We start from the raw sequence: 14,824 nt of genomic DNA, 5'->3' as shown, positions 1-14,824 counted from the left end.
CCACTTATTTGCGATAAGATTTATATTTGTGCCACAAAATTTAAGGTATGCCAATTTTAGATCTTTACGAACACGGAGACCATAGGAGAAACATGGCCCATTTTGCCACATTGGCAAGTTTGGCAGCGGCTGATGGGGATATCAACCCAAAGGAAATGGCTATTTTGGAAAAGTTTGCCTTTAAACTCAACATTAGTGAAGATGAGTTTAAGGAGGTGATGAAAAAGGAGAACAAGTATTCGATTGAAACTCCGCACAGTGGCGAGCAAAGATATAAAAGGCTGTTTGATTTTTTTCAGATTATTTTCTCTGATCACGATATTGATAATGAAGAGCGCAGACTTGTAGAAAAGTATGCCGTTGGACTAGGTTTTTCTCCAAAAACGGCAGCTCAAATCATTGATAAATCCATCAAAATTTTCAGGGGGGAAATCCCGTTCGAGGATTACCACGAATTGGTAAAAAGGGAAAATTAGGCCTTGGCCATAAACTCTTCTGCTTTTTCCACCATTTTTTTACTTCCACAGAAAAAAGGAACCCTTTCGTGCAGTTCGGTGGGCTGTATATCCATAATGCGCTGAAAGCCATCACTGGCCTTACCTTTGGCCTGTTCGGCCAAAAATGCCATGGGGTTGCACTCGTACAATAAACGGAGCTTACCGTTTTGGGACTTACTGCTTTTCGGATACATATATATACCGCCTTTGATCATGTTGCGGTGAAAGTCCGAAACCAACGAACCGATATATCTCGAAGTATAGGGCCTATCTCCCTCTTCCATTTGGCAATATTTAATGTAATCCTTTACACCTTGTGGAAAATGGATATAATTACCTTCATTCACGGAATAAATTTTGCCCGTTTCGGGGAATTGCATATCGGGATGGGACAAGTAAAAAGTACCAAGGGCTGGATTTAAAGTAAAGCCATTAACGCCATCACCTGTGGTATAGACCAACATGGTGGATGTTCCATAAATTATGTACCCCGCGGCAATCTGATGTTTTCCCGGCTGCAAAAAATCTTCCAGGGTAACCGGTGTGCCAACGGGCGTTACCCTTCTGTAAATGGAAAAAATGGTTCCCACCGATACATTTACATCAATGTTGGACGAACCATCCAAAGGATCGATAAGGACAACATATTTGTTCTGGTGTTGCTTGTCAAAACTATTGATGCTGATAAAATCGTCTTCTTCCTCCGAGGCGATTCCGCAAACAATTTCCCTGTTCTTCAGTGTTTGAATAAACTTTTCGTTGGCGAGAACATCCAGTTTTTGCTGATTCTCCCCTTGAATATTGGTTTCTCCTGCTGCTCCAATAATATCGACCAAACCTGCTTTGTTCACCTCGTGGTTCACTACTTTTGCCGCCAAACGGATACCGTTCAGCAGTCTTGATAGTTCCCCAGAAGTATATTGAAATGAGTTTTGGTTGGCGATGATAAATTCACCGAGGGTGCGGTGTTGCTTCTCAAACATGGAAAGGCTGTTTTATTTAAGGACAAATATCGGGCATTTTGTGAAACTATAACGTTTTCGGAAGACTTTAATTATGTAATTTTATAACTTTGAGTTTTATTTGTAACAATTATGGAATACACAATCAGAGACGCTCGACCAGAGGATATGGGACAGGTACTGAACTTGGTTCAGGAATTGGCCAATTTTGAAAAGGAACCGGAGGCTGTAGAGATAACCGAGAAAGATTTGGTTGCGCATGGTTTTGGTGACCAAAAAATGTTCCATTGTTTTGTTGCCGATACCCAAGATGGCATTGCGGGCATAGCCTTGGTGTATCCCAGATATTCCACATGGAAAGGTCCCGCGATTCATTTGGAAGACCTGATCGTTTCAGAAAAAATGCGTGGAAGTGGGCTGGGAACGGCTTTGCTGGATGAGGTGGTCAAGTATGGGGATAGTTTGGGCGTAAAGCGCATTTGTTGGGAGGTGTTGGATTGGAATGAACCTGCCATCGAATTTTATGAAAAGAAAGGGGCCAATGTACTGCGCGATTGGGATGTGGTGCAATTGGACGAAGAAGGAATCAAAAATTATATAGAAAGCCTTAACTAGGCCGACTAAATTCTAGAATATAAAATACATGAGGGTATTTAAGTTTGGGGGAGCATCTGTTAAAGATGCAGATGCGATTAAAAATGTGGTCAACGTTTTACGAGAAGTAGGTTACAGTGACACCTTGGTGGTGATTTCCGCAATGGGTAAAATCACCAATGCCATGGAAAAGGTGGTGGAATCCTATTTTAACGATAAAGACGCCGTTCAAGAATCCTTACAAGAAGTGGTGGAATATCACAACAGCATATTGTTGGATCTATTCCAAAACCCCAACCATCCGGTTTATGATAAAGTAAAGGTGCTTTTTGAGGAGGTAAAAGGCTTTTTGGCATGGAACAAATCACCCAAATATGCATTTGTCTATGATCAGGTGGTTTGTTATGGCGAATTACTGTCCACTACAATAGTAAGCGCATATTTAAACGAGATCGGTATTTCCAATACCTGGTTGGATGTCCGTACCCTTATCAAAACCGATAGCAGTAACAGGGATGCCCAAGTAAATTGGGAGCGCACACAACAGGAAGTGGTTTCTAAAGTGGATATATCCAAACTGAATATCACTCAAGGTTTCTTGGGTAGCGATGATAACAACTTTACCACCACTTTGGGCAGGGAAGGTTCCGATTATTCCGCGGCAATTTTGGCCTATTGCCTCAACGCCGAATCGGTAACTATTTGGAAGGATGTGCCGGGAGTTTTAAATGCAGACCCAAGAAATTTTGAAAATGCGCAATTGCTGGACCAGATTTCTTACCGTGAAGCCATTGAATTGGCATTTTATGGAGCTTCTGTAATTCACCCCAAAACCTTGCAACCTCTACAACGCAAGGAAATACCGCTAAAGGTAAAATCTTTTGTGAATCCTAAGGACAAAGGAACGACAGTGGGTAAAGGCAATGGCATAGAACCAAAAGTACCTTGCTTTATCGTGAAGAAGAATCAAGTGTTGCTAAAGCTTTCATCCTTGGATTTTTCCTTTATTGTGGAGGACAATATTAGTGAAATCTTCAAGCTGTTCCACGACCATCGGCTCAAAGTTGACCTTATCCAAAATTCGGCGATTAGCTTTTCCGTTTGTTTGGACAATAAATTCCGAGGACTTCCCCCCTTATTGGAAGAACTCAAAAGAAAATTTAAGGTAGTTTGCCACGAAGATGTATCGCTCTATACCATTCGCCATTTTAACGATGATTCGGTCAAATCCCTTCAAAATGGAAAGTCCGTGTTGGTAGAGCAAAGAGGCAAGGAAACGGTTCAATTGGTTGTAAAATAAAAGCTTAGGCTTAATATTTAGGTAAAAAGTGCTCTAGGGTTTATTTTCTATCTTTACACGTACCTAAATACTTTTTCTATGGGCTTGGTTTCTGCTAAAGAGGTGGCGAAAGTCATTCATCTGGACAAATATGGCTTTTTGGGAACATTTGTAGGATGGCTTTTAATGGTAGCCACTAGAATTAGCACCATCAATAGATTTTACGACAAAAACAAAGAGCTTTCTGGTCCAGAATTCCTCGACGCTATTTTGAACCACTACGAAATCGACTTTGAAATTCCGGAGGAGGATATAAAACGATTGCCCAAGTCAGGGCCATACATCACCATTAGCAATCATCCCTTGGGAGGAATTGACGGGGTGTTGTTGCTCAAATTACTATTGAAGGAGCGACCCGATTATAAAATAATAGCAAATTTTTTGTTGCACCGCATAGAGCCGTTGAAGCCCTACATTATGCCCGTGAATCCTTTTGAAAACCACAAGGATGCCAAGAGCAGTATTGTTGGTTTTAAAAATGCGCTCCAACATTTACGTGATGGACATCCGCTTGGCATTTTCCCGGCGGGAGAGGTGTCTACGTACCGTGACGGAAAATTGGTGGTGGACCGACCGTGGGAAGAAGCTGCCATAAAACTGATCAGAAAGGCCGAAGTGCCCGTTGTACCCATATATTTCCACGCCCGTAACAGTCGATTGTTTTACCGACTGTCCAAAATAGACGATGTATTCCGAACGGCGAGGCTGCCCTCCGAGCTTACCTCACAGAGCCGAAGGCCCATTAAGGTGCGTATCGGTCAGCCCATATCCGTAAATACCCAGAATGAGGAACAGACTTTGGAGGATTTTGCAGAACTTCTTCGGAAAAAGACCTATTTATTGGCCAATGCTTTTGAAAAGGAACGTTTTATAGACAAGGTTCCCACTTCTCTTAAAATCCCGAAACCACCCCAGAAAATAGCCACGGCGATAGGCGCAGAGGTGTTGGAAGGTGAGATTGATAAATTAAGGGAGAAGGATTGCCGCATGTTGCAAAGCAAGAACTATGAAGTGTTTTTGGCCCAGGCCAAGGATATGCCCTTTTGTTTGAACGAGATTGGACGACAGCGCGAGGTTACTTTCCGGGAAGTGGGGGAAGGCACCAACAATGCCATTGATTTGGACAAGTTTGATTCCTATTACCATCATTTATTCTTATGGGACAACGATAAAAAGACCATAGTTGGTGCTTACCGTATGGGCTTGGGGTCGGAAATCTTCAAAAAGTACGGTATTGATGGTTTTTATCTTCAAGATCTATTCAGATTTGAACCCGAATTATACGGAATGATGGAGAAATCCATCGAAATGGGCAGAGCTTATATTGTAAAAGAGTATCAGCAAAAACCGATGCCCTTATTCTTGCTCTGGAAAGGAATTGTGCATACGACCTTGAGGCATCCGGAACACCGATATTTGATTGGAGGAGTAAGTATCAGTAACCAGTTCTCCAATTTTTCAAAATCGTTGATGATCGAGTTTATGAAATCGAACTATTGGGATCCTTATGTGGCGCAATACATTCGACCTAAAAAAGAGTTCAAGGTAAAACTAAAAGATGCCGATAAGGAGTTTGTGTTTGATGAGACACAGGCCGACCTGAACAAGTTTGATAAACTGATCAGCGAAGTGGAGCCAGGCAGTTTACGATTGCCTGTTCTGATTAAAAAATACATTAAGCAAAATGCCAAAGTGGTGGCATTTAACGTGGACCCATTGTTCAATAATTCGGTGGATGGGTTAATGTATATTCGTATTGCAGACCTTCCAGAAAGTACCGTAAAGCCTGTTATGGAAGAATTTCAGGCCGAGCTGGAGCGTAAAGTGGCCGAGGGCAATGGAACTGTGGAAGAAGATTAATCCATTCCAACTTTGTTGCTACGTTTTTCAAACAATAAGTTATCCTTCCAAACCCCGTGGATTTTGCCCACACGTTCCCGTTTTCCAATATAGCGGAAACCTACTTTCTCGTGTAGTTTAATACTGCCTATATTTTCTGGAAATACGCCTGATTGTATAGTCCAAAAACCGGCTTTTTCACTTTCTTCCATCAAATGTTGCATCAGTAGTCTGCCAACGCCCATACCACGACTTTTATCGGCAATGTAAACGCTGACTTCCCCAACGCCACCATAGACACATCGGCTGGAAACTGGAGAAAGCGCAGCCCATCCCATAATTTCCCCATCTTTTTCAGCAATCAAACGGCACTCTTTTGTATGTGCTTTGTCCCAATGCTCATAAGTGGGGTGCTCGGTTTCAAAAGTGGCAAGGCCCGTGGCGATTCCTTCGGAATAAATTTTTGAGACATCTTCCCAATCCGATGCCTTCATTGTTCTGATAATCATAGCTGATTTATTTATTGCAATATCACGATGAATAAGGATGTAAAAAAGCCAGATTTATCTGGCTTTAATTTTTAGAACCAAGGCTTTTTTCCCACTTGGTAAGTATTGTAAAATTCATCATCCGATTTGGTAAGATAGATGATACCTTCAATCAAACCAATGATCCATGCTGCTGAGGCACCAATTCCGCAGGTAATAGCCCCCAAAATAATTGTTACACCCAATAGGATAAAACCTTCTTTGTTGTAACCCAATATGAACTTGTGAACTCCAAAGCCTCCAAGTACAATGGCTAAAATACCAGCAAGAATTTTTTTGTTATCTCCTCCAGCACCTTGAATTCCTTCTTTGAACTCATCAGCGGTTTTCTTGGCTTCTTCTTTAAAATCTTTGGCTGCTTCTTCGGCTTTATCGCCGAAGTCTTTTTTCTCTTCTTCTGACATGTTTAAAAGTGTTGGTTAATTGACTTTAAAAGTAGCAAATAATTCAATACCTAAAGGAAGGCTTTATCAACAGGTTCCCAAAGTTCCAATTTGTTGCCTTCGGGATCCAATATCCAACCAAATTTCCCATATTCATATTCCTCTATTTCTCCCACCACAGTGACTCCTTCCTTTTTTAGAACCTCGAGTAGTTCCACCAAGTTTTCCACCCTAAAGTTCATCATAAACTGTTTTTCGCTGGGTTTAAAATATTCCGTTTTTTCATCCATCGGACTCCATTGGGTAGAGCAATCATTGCCTTCTTTGTCCTTCCACCAAAATGTGCAGCCATATTGGTCGGTGTTGAGCCCTAAATGATTTTTATACCATTCCTTGATTTTGTTCGGATTCTTACTTTTGAAGAAAAAGCCGCCCAGTCCAGTAACTCTATTTTTCATGATTTTTTGATGTTTTGTTCGTACATGACAATCCAATCTTGCGGTGCCATTTTTTTGACAAAGTTTGGCAATAAATACGTGAGGTAACTTATTGATTTTCTTGAATCGAATACAGCTTTTGCCATATCCAATTTTATTTTCACGTATTTTGGGTGTTCAGTATTGAACCAATCAAACGGGTTTTTGGCATAAACACCTAAATAATGAAGTTAACAAAACCTTTCTTTGACTTTGTCAACTATGGTCTGTGCCAATTTTTCCTTGCTTTCCACCGTCCAACCGGCCACATGTGGGGTAAGCAGCACATTTTTGGCTTTGCGGAGATATTTAAAGGCTTTAGGCTTTTGCGCAAACATATTTTCAAAGGATTTTTTTTCGTATTCCAATACGTCCAGTCCTGCACCAAGTACTTTTCCAGACTTTAAACCTTTTACTAAATCCTTGGTCACCACACATTTGCCACGGGCGGTGTTCAACAACCAGAAAGGTTTATGGAACCCTTCGATAAATTCCATATTCACCATGCCAATGGTTTGCTCGGTCTCGGGAACGTGCAAACTGATGACATCCGAACGCTGTTGAAATTCCATAATCCCAACCTGACGGGCATTTTCGTCCCCAACGCCTCCGACAATATCGTAACAGATGACCTCTACATCAAAACCGCGTAGTTTTTTGGCGAAGGCCTTGCCCATGTTCCCATAGCCAATAACGCCCACGGTTTTGCCATCCAGTTCCACACCACGGTTGGCTTCGCGTTTCCACTTTCCTTTTTTTACCTGGCGGTTGGCCTTGCACATATTGTTCATAAGGGAGAGCAACATGCCCAAAGTATGTTCGCCTACGGCATTTCGGTTTCCTTCCGGGGCCGATGCCAAAAACACTTCTTTGAACTTGGCGTGTTCCACATCAATATTTTCCAATCCAGCGCCCACCCTTCCAATAAATTTTAGATTGGTGGCCTTGTCCAAAAACTGTTGGTCGATGGTAAACCTGCTTCGGATAATGATTCCATCGTACAGGTGGATTTTTTCTTCTACTTGCTCTTTGGTGGAAGTATAATCTTCGTGATTTTCGAACCCAAGCTCGGCAAACTGTTCGAGGAGCAAGGGGTGATTGGTATCGAGGTGGAGAACTTTCATGGGGGCAAATATACAACTCCTAGATTTTTGGGTAGTGGGTCTGTGTTTTTTTGTGTTGGACTTTTCCGGTATGCGCCGTACCCATCTTTTCAAAAAGAAGTACATGTACCTCTTCGCCTTCTTTGGTCATGGGATTGTGTTCTACGCCTTTGGGAACCACGATGATTTCTCCTTCGTTCACCACTTCGGTTCTATCGCGAAATTGCATATACAGTGTTCCCTTTATTACTTGGAACAGTTCATCTTCGTTTTCGTGGGCATGCCAAACAAATTCACCTTGGAGTTTTGCCAGCAGCACTTGCATGTCGTCCACTACGGCAATTTGATGGGGGTGCCATTGTTCGGTAAACTCAGCGTGTTTTTCTTTTAGGTTGATGGGTTTCATGATCTGATGGAATTTATTTGGTGGGTATGGGTAGATTGTGCATTCGCAAAAAGGATAATTTGTCCCAATAGCCCCGTTGATATTTGATTTTTCCCTCAACAATATGAAAAAAACCACATCCACGCAGGCCCAATGGATCTTTCCATTCTAAAATAGCCCATTCCCCATCTTCAAAAATATGCTCAACAATACAAACCATTTCGGCTGCATCGAACTCGTTTTTGAACATCGTATAAATGGCATCTTTTCCAATTACGGGCTCATTGGCCACTTGGTGGTTTATGGCATTTGTATGATACAGTTCGGCTATTTTCCGGGCATCACTTTGATTGAAGACTTCAACCCATTGCACCACAATTTGTTTTGGACTCTTGCGCATAGGATTTGGCTTTTTGTTTGATGAATTAAATTCCCAGTATCATCTTGGCAATCCAAAAATAGATCAAGATGCCAAAAATATCATTGCTTGTAGTGATAAACGGGCCCGTGGCAATGGCGGGATCAATATTTCTTTTGTGAAGGAACAGCGGGATAAATGTACCAATGAACCCTGCTACCACAATTACCACGATCAATGAAAGTGAAATGGCCAATGCGGTGGCAAAGGCACCTTTCCAAATCCAAGTGAAGAGCAAAAGCAAAATGGCTAAAATAAATCCATTCAAGAGTGCCAATAGCATTTCTTTTAGCAGATGGTTCCGTACGCTTCCCTTTAAATCGTCGTTGGCCAAGCCTTGTACTACAATGGCACTGGATTGTACGCCCACGTTGCCTGCCATGGCCGCGATCAATGGGGTAAAAAAGAACAAAACGGCGTGCTTGGAGATCATATCCTCAAAAGTGCCCATAATGGCCGCAGCACCAAGTCCGCCCAAAAGGCCTAAGGTCAACCAAGGGAGTCGAGCACGGGTCAATATCCAAATGCTATCGCTTACTTCAACATCTTGCGATATACCAGCCGCCATTTGGTAATCTTTGTCCGCTTCTTCACGGATTACATCCACAATATCATCAATGGTGATCCGTCCCACCAATCGGCCGATCTCATCTACCACTGGAATGGCCTCCAAATCGTATTTGGACATAATCTTGGCAACTTCTTCGCCTTTTTCGTTTACGTTTACGGCATCTACCTTGGCAATATAAACGTCCTTGATGTGCGTTTTGGTAGAGGCGGTAAGCAAATCCTTTAAGGAAAGTCTTCCTTTTAACTTGTCCTCATCATCCACTACATAAATGGAATGTACCCGGGTTACGTTTTCCGCCTGTGCACGCATTTCCTTCACACAAGTGGTTACCGTCCAATTTTCGTTGACCTTGACCAGCTCTTTAGCCATAAGACCACCTGCGGAATCTTCTTCGTACCGTAAAAGATCCACAATGTCCTTGGCGTGCTCCCTATCTTTTATTTCTGAGATGACCTCTTGAACAAGCTCCTTTGGAAGCTCGTTGATGATATCCGCGGCATCATCCGTATCCAGTTCGGAAAGCTCGCCTGCAATTTCCTTGGCGGTAAGGTTTTTAAGTACGGCCTCACGGATATCCTCGTGCATTTCTGCAAGGATGTCCGAAGTTTTTTCGCTGTCCAGCAGCTTGATCAGATAAGTTGCCTCCTCAACCTCCAGTTCGTCCGCTATCTCGGCAATATCCGCATAGTGGAACTCCTTCATCATGATCTGAAGCTCGGCGTCCTTACCATCTGCAATCAGTTGCCTGATTTCTTCTAAAAGTTCGTCTGTGAGTTTAAACGGGGTCATTGGCTATCTTTTGTGTCAACGTTACAAAGTCAGCTACACTCAGCTGTTCTGGGCGCTGGTCAAAGATAGTATCTTCTTTTAGATTATCGGAAAGGTTGAAGGTTTTAAGACTGTTACGTATGGTTTTACGTCTTTGGTTAAAGGACATTTTTACCACTTTAAAGAAAAGGCGTTCATCGCAGGGGAGGTTCAGCTCTTTTTTCCGTGTCAGGCGCAAAACGCCTGAATCCACCTTTGGTGGAGGGTCAAAAACATCGGGTGGCACGGTAAACAAATATTCAGCATGGTAATACGCCTGAACCAATACGGATAGGATGCCGTAGGTTTTGCTCCCTGGTCCTTCGCAAATACGTTTGGCCACCTCTTTTTGGAACATTCCCGAAAACTCTGGTACTTGTTCCCGCATTTCCAGCATTTTAAAAACTATCTGGCTGGAAATGTTGTATGGAAAGTTGCCTGTTATGGCAAACTGTTCGTCTCCGTAAAGTTGGGTCAGGTCAAACTGGAGGAAGTCAGCTTCAATAATGTTGAGGCGATTGTTATTTTTTAGGATGTCCGCATGTTCTAAAGGAAAGCTGTGGTTGAGGTAGACGATGGATTCGTCGTCCAGGTCCATGGCTACCAAGTCCAAGTCCCGTTGCAGTAAATGTTTGGTTAGCACCCCCATGCCTGGCCCTATTTCCAACACATTTTTGTATCCTTCTAACGAAAGGGTCTGAGCTATTTTTTTGGCAACGGACTCATCTTTTAGGAAATGCTGTCCTAAATGCTTTTTTGCCTTTACCGCACCATCATCTTGATGTTTTTGATGGTGGTGGGCATTGTTGGAGTGCTTTTTTCGTTTTTTTTTGGACACTGATGGTTTTTTTGCAAGTTAGTTGGAATTTTCGATATAAATCCATGCTTCATCCCCGGATTCCAAGGGGAATTTTTCCCGTTTGTAAGCACTGGTCTCGTAAATATCCGCTTTTTTAAGGTCGGAATCATTTACTTCATACGCCATTCCCGCTACTTTGTTTTCAAGATTATTGGTATGGACAACTAAGGGGTATTGGCCATAAACAGCATTTTCCAGTTTTTTGAAACCAAGGGCTGCATCGGGCTTTCCTGTCAGCAAGCGACCAAAAATGTGCTTCTGCACTTGCAGGTCTTGAAGCGTACCGTAGGAAAACAGGTATTCCAAAATTTAAGGTATTTGTTGACTGATGACTTCCAGTTCTGTCCTAAAGGTCACAAATTTGTTGGGAAACATTTTCTGCGCATCCCCGCGCAAACGCTCCGCATCTTCTTTGTAATATGCTTCCAAAGTATCCCTGTTCTGAGTGGTATATTGCACGGAATAGGTAATGCCACCCATATCTTCCTCAACCAAAACCTTGACCATTTTGGCGTGCGTAAATTTTCCTGTGGCGAGCATATCGGGCAGGTGCTTGTCTTTCATCCAATCTAACCATTGGTCGTGGACACTTTCGTCTATATTGATGGTTACGTTGTATATGAGCATTTGCTTCGTCTGTTATATTATGGGTGAAATTAGTGTAATTCTGAGAAATCTCGTTATAAGTTTCCCGCCGGAGTTTATGCTGGGCAAATCATCGAAGTGCTGGAATGACAGATTAGTTGATTGCATCCCCTCGCAACTTCCTAAAATTCTTCCGGGCCTGTGGAAAATAATAGCTGTCCTGATAATTATAGATGATCTTCTCGTAATGGCTCTTGGCCTTTTCGGGTTCGTTCAAGATATTTTCGTACAGTTCTCCCAGAGCAAAGTGGGCATCATCGGCCAAGATTCCATCGGCGTAGAATTCCACAATTTTTTGATAATTGAACTCGGCACTTTCATAATTTTTCTGTTCAACTTGGAGTTCGGCCTGTTTCAGCAAGGCTTCGTCCTCGATTTTTTCGCCTTTATGGTTTTGTAAAATATCTTCAAGTGCATCAATGGCTTCGGTATTTTTATTTTGATAGGCCAACAGGTCTGCCCTGGCATATTTTTTCAAAGCGGTTTGGGTGGAATCTTCGAGGGAGTTGTCCGAAATCAAAAGGCTCAACTGCATGGCATCGTTGGCAATAAGCTGGGATGTGGAACTTCTCAGTACTTTAAGTTGAGTGAGTGCCCAATCAAAATCCCCTTTATAAAAACTGGTCTGTGCCACTTTAAAACGTGCATCTTGTCCTAGCACATCGTTCTTCATGCTTTTTTGCACTTGGGTAAATAAGATTAGGGCCTCGTTGAATCTTTGGTCGAACACCAGAATGTCACCAAGTGCCAATTTTATATAAGCCATGGTCATTCGCCCCATGGGAAGTTCCAAACTTTGTTTGAGCATCGCAATGGCAGGTTCGGGCTGTTCTTTTTTGAATGTCAAGAAATTAGCATAGGCAATTTGTAGTTGAAGGGTTCTGCTCTGGTTGCCATATTCTTCTATCAGGTCCTCAAATTGTTTTTCAACATCTTTCAATACTTTTTCCGTGGGATTTTCCAAAGCAATGTCAATTAAGCTAAGCTCTGCATTAAGTTTGGTCCGTGGGTTTTCGGTATTGTCCACAATAAATTCGTAGATGGATGTGGCGGTTTCCAAATCCTTATCCTCCAAAGCTATGCTTCCTAGGTTTTCCAGTCTATCTACAGACTGGCCTTCGCTTCGTTTGTAAATGGCTTTTTCTTGGCCAAAGGCACTGCTATACTGTTTTTGTTGAACAAAAAGCCAACTTAATAGCTCGTTCCAGAGAATATCGGGCGCTTTTTGCGCATTTTGAAGCAGTACTTTTCGCAACAACACATTGTTTTCGTCGGATGGGTCTTCGGAGATAAAATCGTCAATATTGCGGAGCACATTGGAACGGGATGTTCGTCCTTCCCAAATAAGGTTGAGGTAGGATTGGTACATTTTTGCAATATCTCCTTGTTCCCCATAGATACGCGCCAATTGAAAATCATAATTGAGGTCCGGCTTTAGCTCCATAGCTTTTGTGTAGGCCTGAATGGCATAATCCAGCAGTGCATATTTTTGGAAACGATAACCTACGCTGTACCCATAGTTTGGGTTGTCCTCTATTTTGCTGATGGCCTTATCGTAATAGGCATTCGCCTTTTCAGCTTCATTTTTTAGTGTGAAATTGTACCCCAGTTCAATGTAAAAAGTGGGAAAGGCGTAGCTATCCTCTATTTTTTGAAGTAAAAATGCCTCGGCATCATCGTAACGTTCCAATTGTTGGTAGCAGGCTACCAAGCCTTCGGCGTAATCGGTGCGCCTTGGGTTGGTCTCTACCAATTTTTCGTAGAACACCACGGCTTTCTCAAAGTCTCCATCATTAAAGTATTGTTTGGCCAAGAAATCTTCTTGTGCCATTCCAATACAACTGGATAGCATCAATATCAAAAATAAAAGACGTTGCAAAGGCATATTTATTATCTAGTAATAACTAAGAGTATCTTATCATTTCGAACATAGTGAGAAATCTCATTCCAAATTAAAAATTATGAGATTCCTCGTCGCTTCGCTCTGTCGGAATGACAATTGTACTCAAAAAAGAATAGATTGTAAATCCAAAGTAGCTTTATTTCAAATATAACGCAGAAATGTGGGGGATTCTGTTAAGCGAATCCAAATAAATGGTTGAAATGTTTAAGCGATGGTGTCAAAACCGCAATACGGCACCAGTACTTCGGGTATTTTTATGCCTTCCTCGGTCTGATAGTTTTCCAAGATTCCCGCCAAAACCCTTGGTAAAGCCAAAGCGCTCCCGTTCAAGGTGTGGGCCAATTGGCTCTTTCCATTTTCATCCTTGTAACGAAGTTTTAGACGATTGGCTTGGAAGGTTTCAAAATTGGATACAGAACTGATTTCCAACCAACGATCTTGGGCTGTTGAGAACACTTCAAAATCAAAAGTCAATGCAGAAGTGAAGCCTAAATCGCCACCGCAAAGACGCAAAATACGGTATGGCAATTTGAGTTCTCGTAGAATGCTTTTAACATGCTCGACCATTTCGTCCAAGGCTTGGTATGAATTGTTGGGGTGCTCCAAACGTACAATCTCCACTTTGTCGAACTGGTGCAAACGGTTCAACCCGCGAACGTGTGCCCCATAACTTCCAGCTTCGCGACGGAAACAGGGGGTATAGCCTGTGTATTTGATGGGAAAATCACTCTCTGCCAACAAATCCCCACGGTGCAAGTTGGTCACGGGTACTTCGGCAGTTGGGATAAGGTACAAATCATCTGCCTGTACGTGGTACATTTGGCCTTCTTTATCGGGCAACTGACCTGTTCCGTAGCCAGAGTCTTCGTTTACCATAAGCGGCACTTGCATTTCGGTGTAGCCCGCTTCGGTGTTTTTGTCCAAGAAATAGGCGATCAATGCGCGTTGCAAGCGAGCACCTTTTCCTTTGTATACAGGAAAGCCTGCGCCTGTGATTTTTACCCCAAGCTCAAAGTCGATGATGTCATATTTTTTTGCCAATTCCCAATGCGGAAGTGCTTTTTTGGACAAGGTTGGGATATCACCTTCCTTGAAAATTTCTTCGTTGTCCTCCTCAGAATTACCAGCGGGAACAGACTCGTGGGGAACGTTTGGAATCAAATACAATTGCTGCTGCAATTCATCGGCAGTAGTGTTTAGGTCGTCCCCTAATGTTTTTGATTTTTCTTTGAGTCCAGCGGTTTTTTCTTTAAGGACATTGGCTTCTTGTGCCTTTCCTGTTTTGAAAAGCATACCGATTTCTTTGGAAAGTTTGTTGGATTCGGCCAAGGTAGCGTCCAGTTCGGTTTGGATGGAACGTCTTTTTTCGTCGAGTTCCAAAATGGATGATATCATAGGTGCTGCATCGATGTTTCGCTTTTTTAAAGCGATGATGATACTTTCCTTGTTTTCCCTGATGTTCTGTATTTGAAGCATGGCCTTGTTTTGAGGCGCA

Annotated in this window: 17 protein-coding genes; 4 read left to right on the top strand and 13 right to left on the bottom strand. The window is 42.4% G+C overall.

Annotated features, from left to right (window positions below; translation table 11 throughout):
- Positions 1-47 precede the first annotated feature (47 nt).
- The gene (locus tag AC13CS_RS13770) at positions 48-476 is read left to right on the top strand and encodes a tellurite resistance TerB family protein (protein WP_293166845.1); all 429 of its coding nucleotides are present in this window, start codon (positions 48-50) and stop codon (positions 474-476) included.
- Here the strand turns inward: AC13CS_RS13770 and fbp are convergent.
- The gene (fbp, locus tag AC13CS_RS13765; RefSeq protein WP_293166847.1) at positions 473-1,480 is read right to left on the bottom strand and encodes a class 1 fructose-bisphosphatase; all 1,008 of its coding nucleotides are present in this window, start codon (positions 1,478-1,480) and stop codon (positions 473-475) included. The genes AC13CS_RS13770 and fbp overlap by 4 nt on opposite strands.
- Positions 1,481-1,591: 111 nt before the next feature.
- Here fbp and AC13CS_RS13760 point away from each other — a divergent pair, with 111 nt between their 5' ends.
- The 3 genes from AC13CS_RS13760 to AC13CS_RS13750 all read left to right on the top strand — a co-directional run bounded on the left by AC13CS_RS13760 (position 1,592) and on the right by AC13CS_RS13750 (position 5,252).
- Positions 1,592-2,074: a GNAT family N-acetyltransferase gene (locus tag AC13CS_RS13760; protein WP_293166849.1), complete on the top strand. Its 483-nt coding sequence runs from the start codon at positions 1,592-1,594 to the stop codon at positions 2,072-2,074.
- A 28-nt stretch (positions 2,075-2,102) separates the two neighbouring features.
- Positions 2,103-3,353: an aspartate kinase gene (locus tag AC13CS_RS13755; protein WP_293166851.1), complete on the top strand. Its 1,251-nt coding sequence runs from the start codon at positions 2,103-2,105 to the stop codon at positions 3,351-3,353.
- A 78-nt stretch (positions 3,354-3,431) separates the two neighbouring features.
- Complete coding sequence (locus AC13CS_RS13750; RefSeq protein ID WP_293166853.1) at positions 3,432-5,252, top strand: lysophospholipid acyltransferase family protein; 1,821 nt, start codon at positions 3,432-3,434, stop codon at positions 5,250-5,252.
- Here AC13CS_RS13750 and AC13CS_RS13745 read toward each other — a convergent pair.
- The 12 genes from AC13CS_RS13745 to serS all read right to left on the bottom strand — a co-directional run bounded on the left by AC13CS_RS13745 (position 5,249) and on the right by serS (position 14,805).
- On the bottom strand, positions 5,249-5,740 hold the full coding sequence (locus AC13CS_RS13745) for a GNAT family N-acetyltransferase (protein ID WP_293166855.1): 492 nt from the start codon (positions 5,738-5,740) through the stop codon (positions 5,249-5,251). The two genes, AC13CS_RS13750 and AC13CS_RS13745, sit on opposite strands and share 4 nt — an antisense overlap.
- 71 nt (positions 5,741-5,811) lie before the next feature.
- Positions 5,812-6,183, bottom strand: coding sequence for an NINE protein (locus AC13CS_RS13740; protein ID WP_293166857.1), 372 nt, complete (start codon positions 6,181-6,183; stop codon positions 5,812-5,814).
- Positions 6,184-6,233: 50 nt separating this feature from the next.
- Complete coding sequence (locus tag AC13CS_RS13735) at positions 6,234-6,620, bottom strand: VOC family protein (RefSeq protein WP_293166859.1); 387 nt, start codon at positions 6,618-6,620, stop codon at positions 6,234-6,236.
- A gap of 209 nt (positions 6,621-6,829) precedes the next feature.
- On the bottom strand, positions 6,830-7,762 hold the full coding sequence (locus AC13CS_RS13730; RefSeq protein WP_293166861.1) for a 2-hydroxyacid dehydrogenase: 933 nt from the start codon (positions 7,760-7,762) through the stop codon (positions 6,830-6,832).
- 19 nt (positions 7,763-7,781) lie between these two features.
- Positions 7,782-8,147, bottom strand: a complete 366-nt coding sequence (locus tag AC13CS_RS13725; protein ID WP_293166863.1) for a cupin domain-containing protein — start codon at positions 8,145-8,147, stop codon at positions 7,782-7,784.
- Between the two features lie 13 nt (positions 8,148-8,160).
- Positions 8,161-8,526, bottom strand: coding sequence for a nuclear transport factor 2 family protein (locus AC13CS_RS13720; RefSeq protein WP_293166865.1), 366 nt, complete (start codon positions 8,524-8,526; stop codon positions 8,161-8,163).
- A 25-nt stretch (positions 8,527-8,551) separates the two neighbouring features.
- Positions 8,552-9,904, bottom strand: a complete 1,353-nt coding sequence (gene mgtE / locus AC13CS_RS13715) for a magnesium transporter (protein ID WP_293166867.1) — start codon at positions 9,902-9,904, stop codon at positions 8,552-8,554.
- Entirely contained in the window at positions 9,891-10,760 is an 870-nt protein-coding gene (rsmA, locus tag AC13CS_RS13710; RefSeq protein ID WP_293166869.1) for a 16S rRNA (adenine(1518)-N(6)/adenine(1519)-N(6))-dimethyltransferase RsmA, read from the bottom strand. The genes mgtE and rsmA overlap by 14 nt, the downstream gene beginning before the upstream one ends.
- A gap of 18 nt (positions 10,761-10,778) precedes the next feature.
- The gene (locus AC13CS_RS13705; RefSeq protein WP_163627091.1) at positions 10,779-11,087 is read right to left on the bottom strand and encodes a gamma-glutamylcyclotransferase family protein; all 309 of its coding nucleotides are present in this window, start codon (positions 11,085-11,087) and stop codon (positions 10,779-10,781) included.
- Positions 11,088-11,090: 3 nt separating this feature from the next.
- Complete coding sequence (locus AC13CS_RS13700) at positions 11,091-11,408, bottom strand: DUF4286 family protein (protein WP_293166872.1); 318 nt, start codon at positions 11,406-11,408, stop codon at positions 11,091-11,093.
- Between the two features lie 112 nt (positions 11,409-11,520).
- Positions 11,521-13,257 carry a tetratricopeptide repeat protein gene (locus AC13CS_RS13695; RefSeq protein WP_293166874.1) on the bottom strand — a complete coding sequence of 579 codons (1,737 nt, stop codon included), beginning with the start codon at positions 13,255-13,257 and terminating at the stop codon, positions 11,521-11,523.
- A gap of 276 nt (positions 13,258-13,533) precedes the next feature.
- Entirely contained in the window at positions 13,534-14,805 is a 1,272-nt protein-coding gene (gene serS / locus AC13CS_RS13690) for a serine--tRNA ligase (RefSeq protein WP_293166876.1), read from the bottom strand.
- Positions 14,806-14,824 lie beyond the last annotated feature (19 nt).

The organism is Flagellimonas sp. B-3 (genome assembly GCF_056857835.1).
The sequence above is the reverse complement of the archived record's forward strand: the minus strand, read 5'-3'. Positions and strand labels throughout refer to the sequence as shown.

Coding starts and splice junctions, on each gene's coding strand:
- AC13CS_RS13770 (WP_293166845.1), top strand. CDS start 48: ATGCCAATTTTAGATCTTTACGAACACGGAGACCATAGGAGAAACATG.
- fbp (WP_293166847.1), bottom strand. CDS start 1,480: ATGTTTGAGAAGCAACACCGCACCCTCGGTGAATTTATCATCGCCAAC.
- AC13CS_RS13760 (WP_293166849.1), top strand. CDS start 1,592: ATGGAATACACAATCAGAGACGCTCGACCAGAGGATATGGGACAGGTA.
- AC13CS_RS13755 (WP_293166851.1), top strand. CDS start 2,103: ATGAGGGTATTTAAGTTTGGGGGAGCATCTGTTAAAGATGCAGATGCG.
- AC13CS_RS13750 (WP_293166853.1), top strand. CDS start 3,432: ATGGGCTTGGTTTCTGCTAAAGAGGTGGCGAAAGTCATTCATCTGGAC.
- AC13CS_RS13745 (WP_293166855.1), bottom strand. CDS start 5,740: ATGATTATCAGAACAATGAAGGCATCGGATTGGGAAGATGTCTCAAAA.
- AC13CS_RS13740 (WP_293166857.1), bottom strand. CDS start 6,183: ATGTCAGAAGAAGAGAAAAAAGACTTCGGCGATAAAGCCGAAGAAGCA.
- AC13CS_RS13735 (WP_293166859.1), bottom strand. CDS start 6,620: ATGAAAAATAGAGTTACTGGACTGGGCGGCTTTTTCTTCAAAAGTAAG.
- AC13CS_RS13730 (WP_293166861.1), bottom strand. CDS start 7,762: ATGAAAGTTCTCCACCTCGATACCAATCACCCCTTGCTCCTCGAACAG.
- AC13CS_RS13725 (WP_293166863.1), bottom strand. CDS start 8,147: ATGAAACCCATCAACCTAAAAGAAAAACACGCTGAGTTTACCGAACAA.
- AC13CS_RS13720 (WP_293166865.1), bottom strand. CDS start 8,526: ATGCGCAAGAGTCCAAAACAAATTGTGGTGCAATGGGTTGAAGTCTTC.
- mgtE (WP_293166867.1), bottom strand. CDS start 9,904: ATGACCCCGTTTAAACTCACAGACGAACTTTTAGAAGAAATCAGGCAA.
- AC13CS_RS13700 (WP_293166872.1), bottom strand. CDS start 11,408: ATGCTCATATACAACGTAACCATCAATATAGACGAAAGTGTCCACGAC.
- AC13CS_RS13695 (WP_293166874.1), bottom strand. CDS start 13,257: ATGGCACAAGAAGATTTCTTGGCCAAACAATACTTTAATGATGGAGAC.
- serS (WP_293166876.1), bottom strand. CDS start 14,805: ATGCTTCAAATACAGAACATCAGGGAAAACAAGGAAAGTATCATCATC.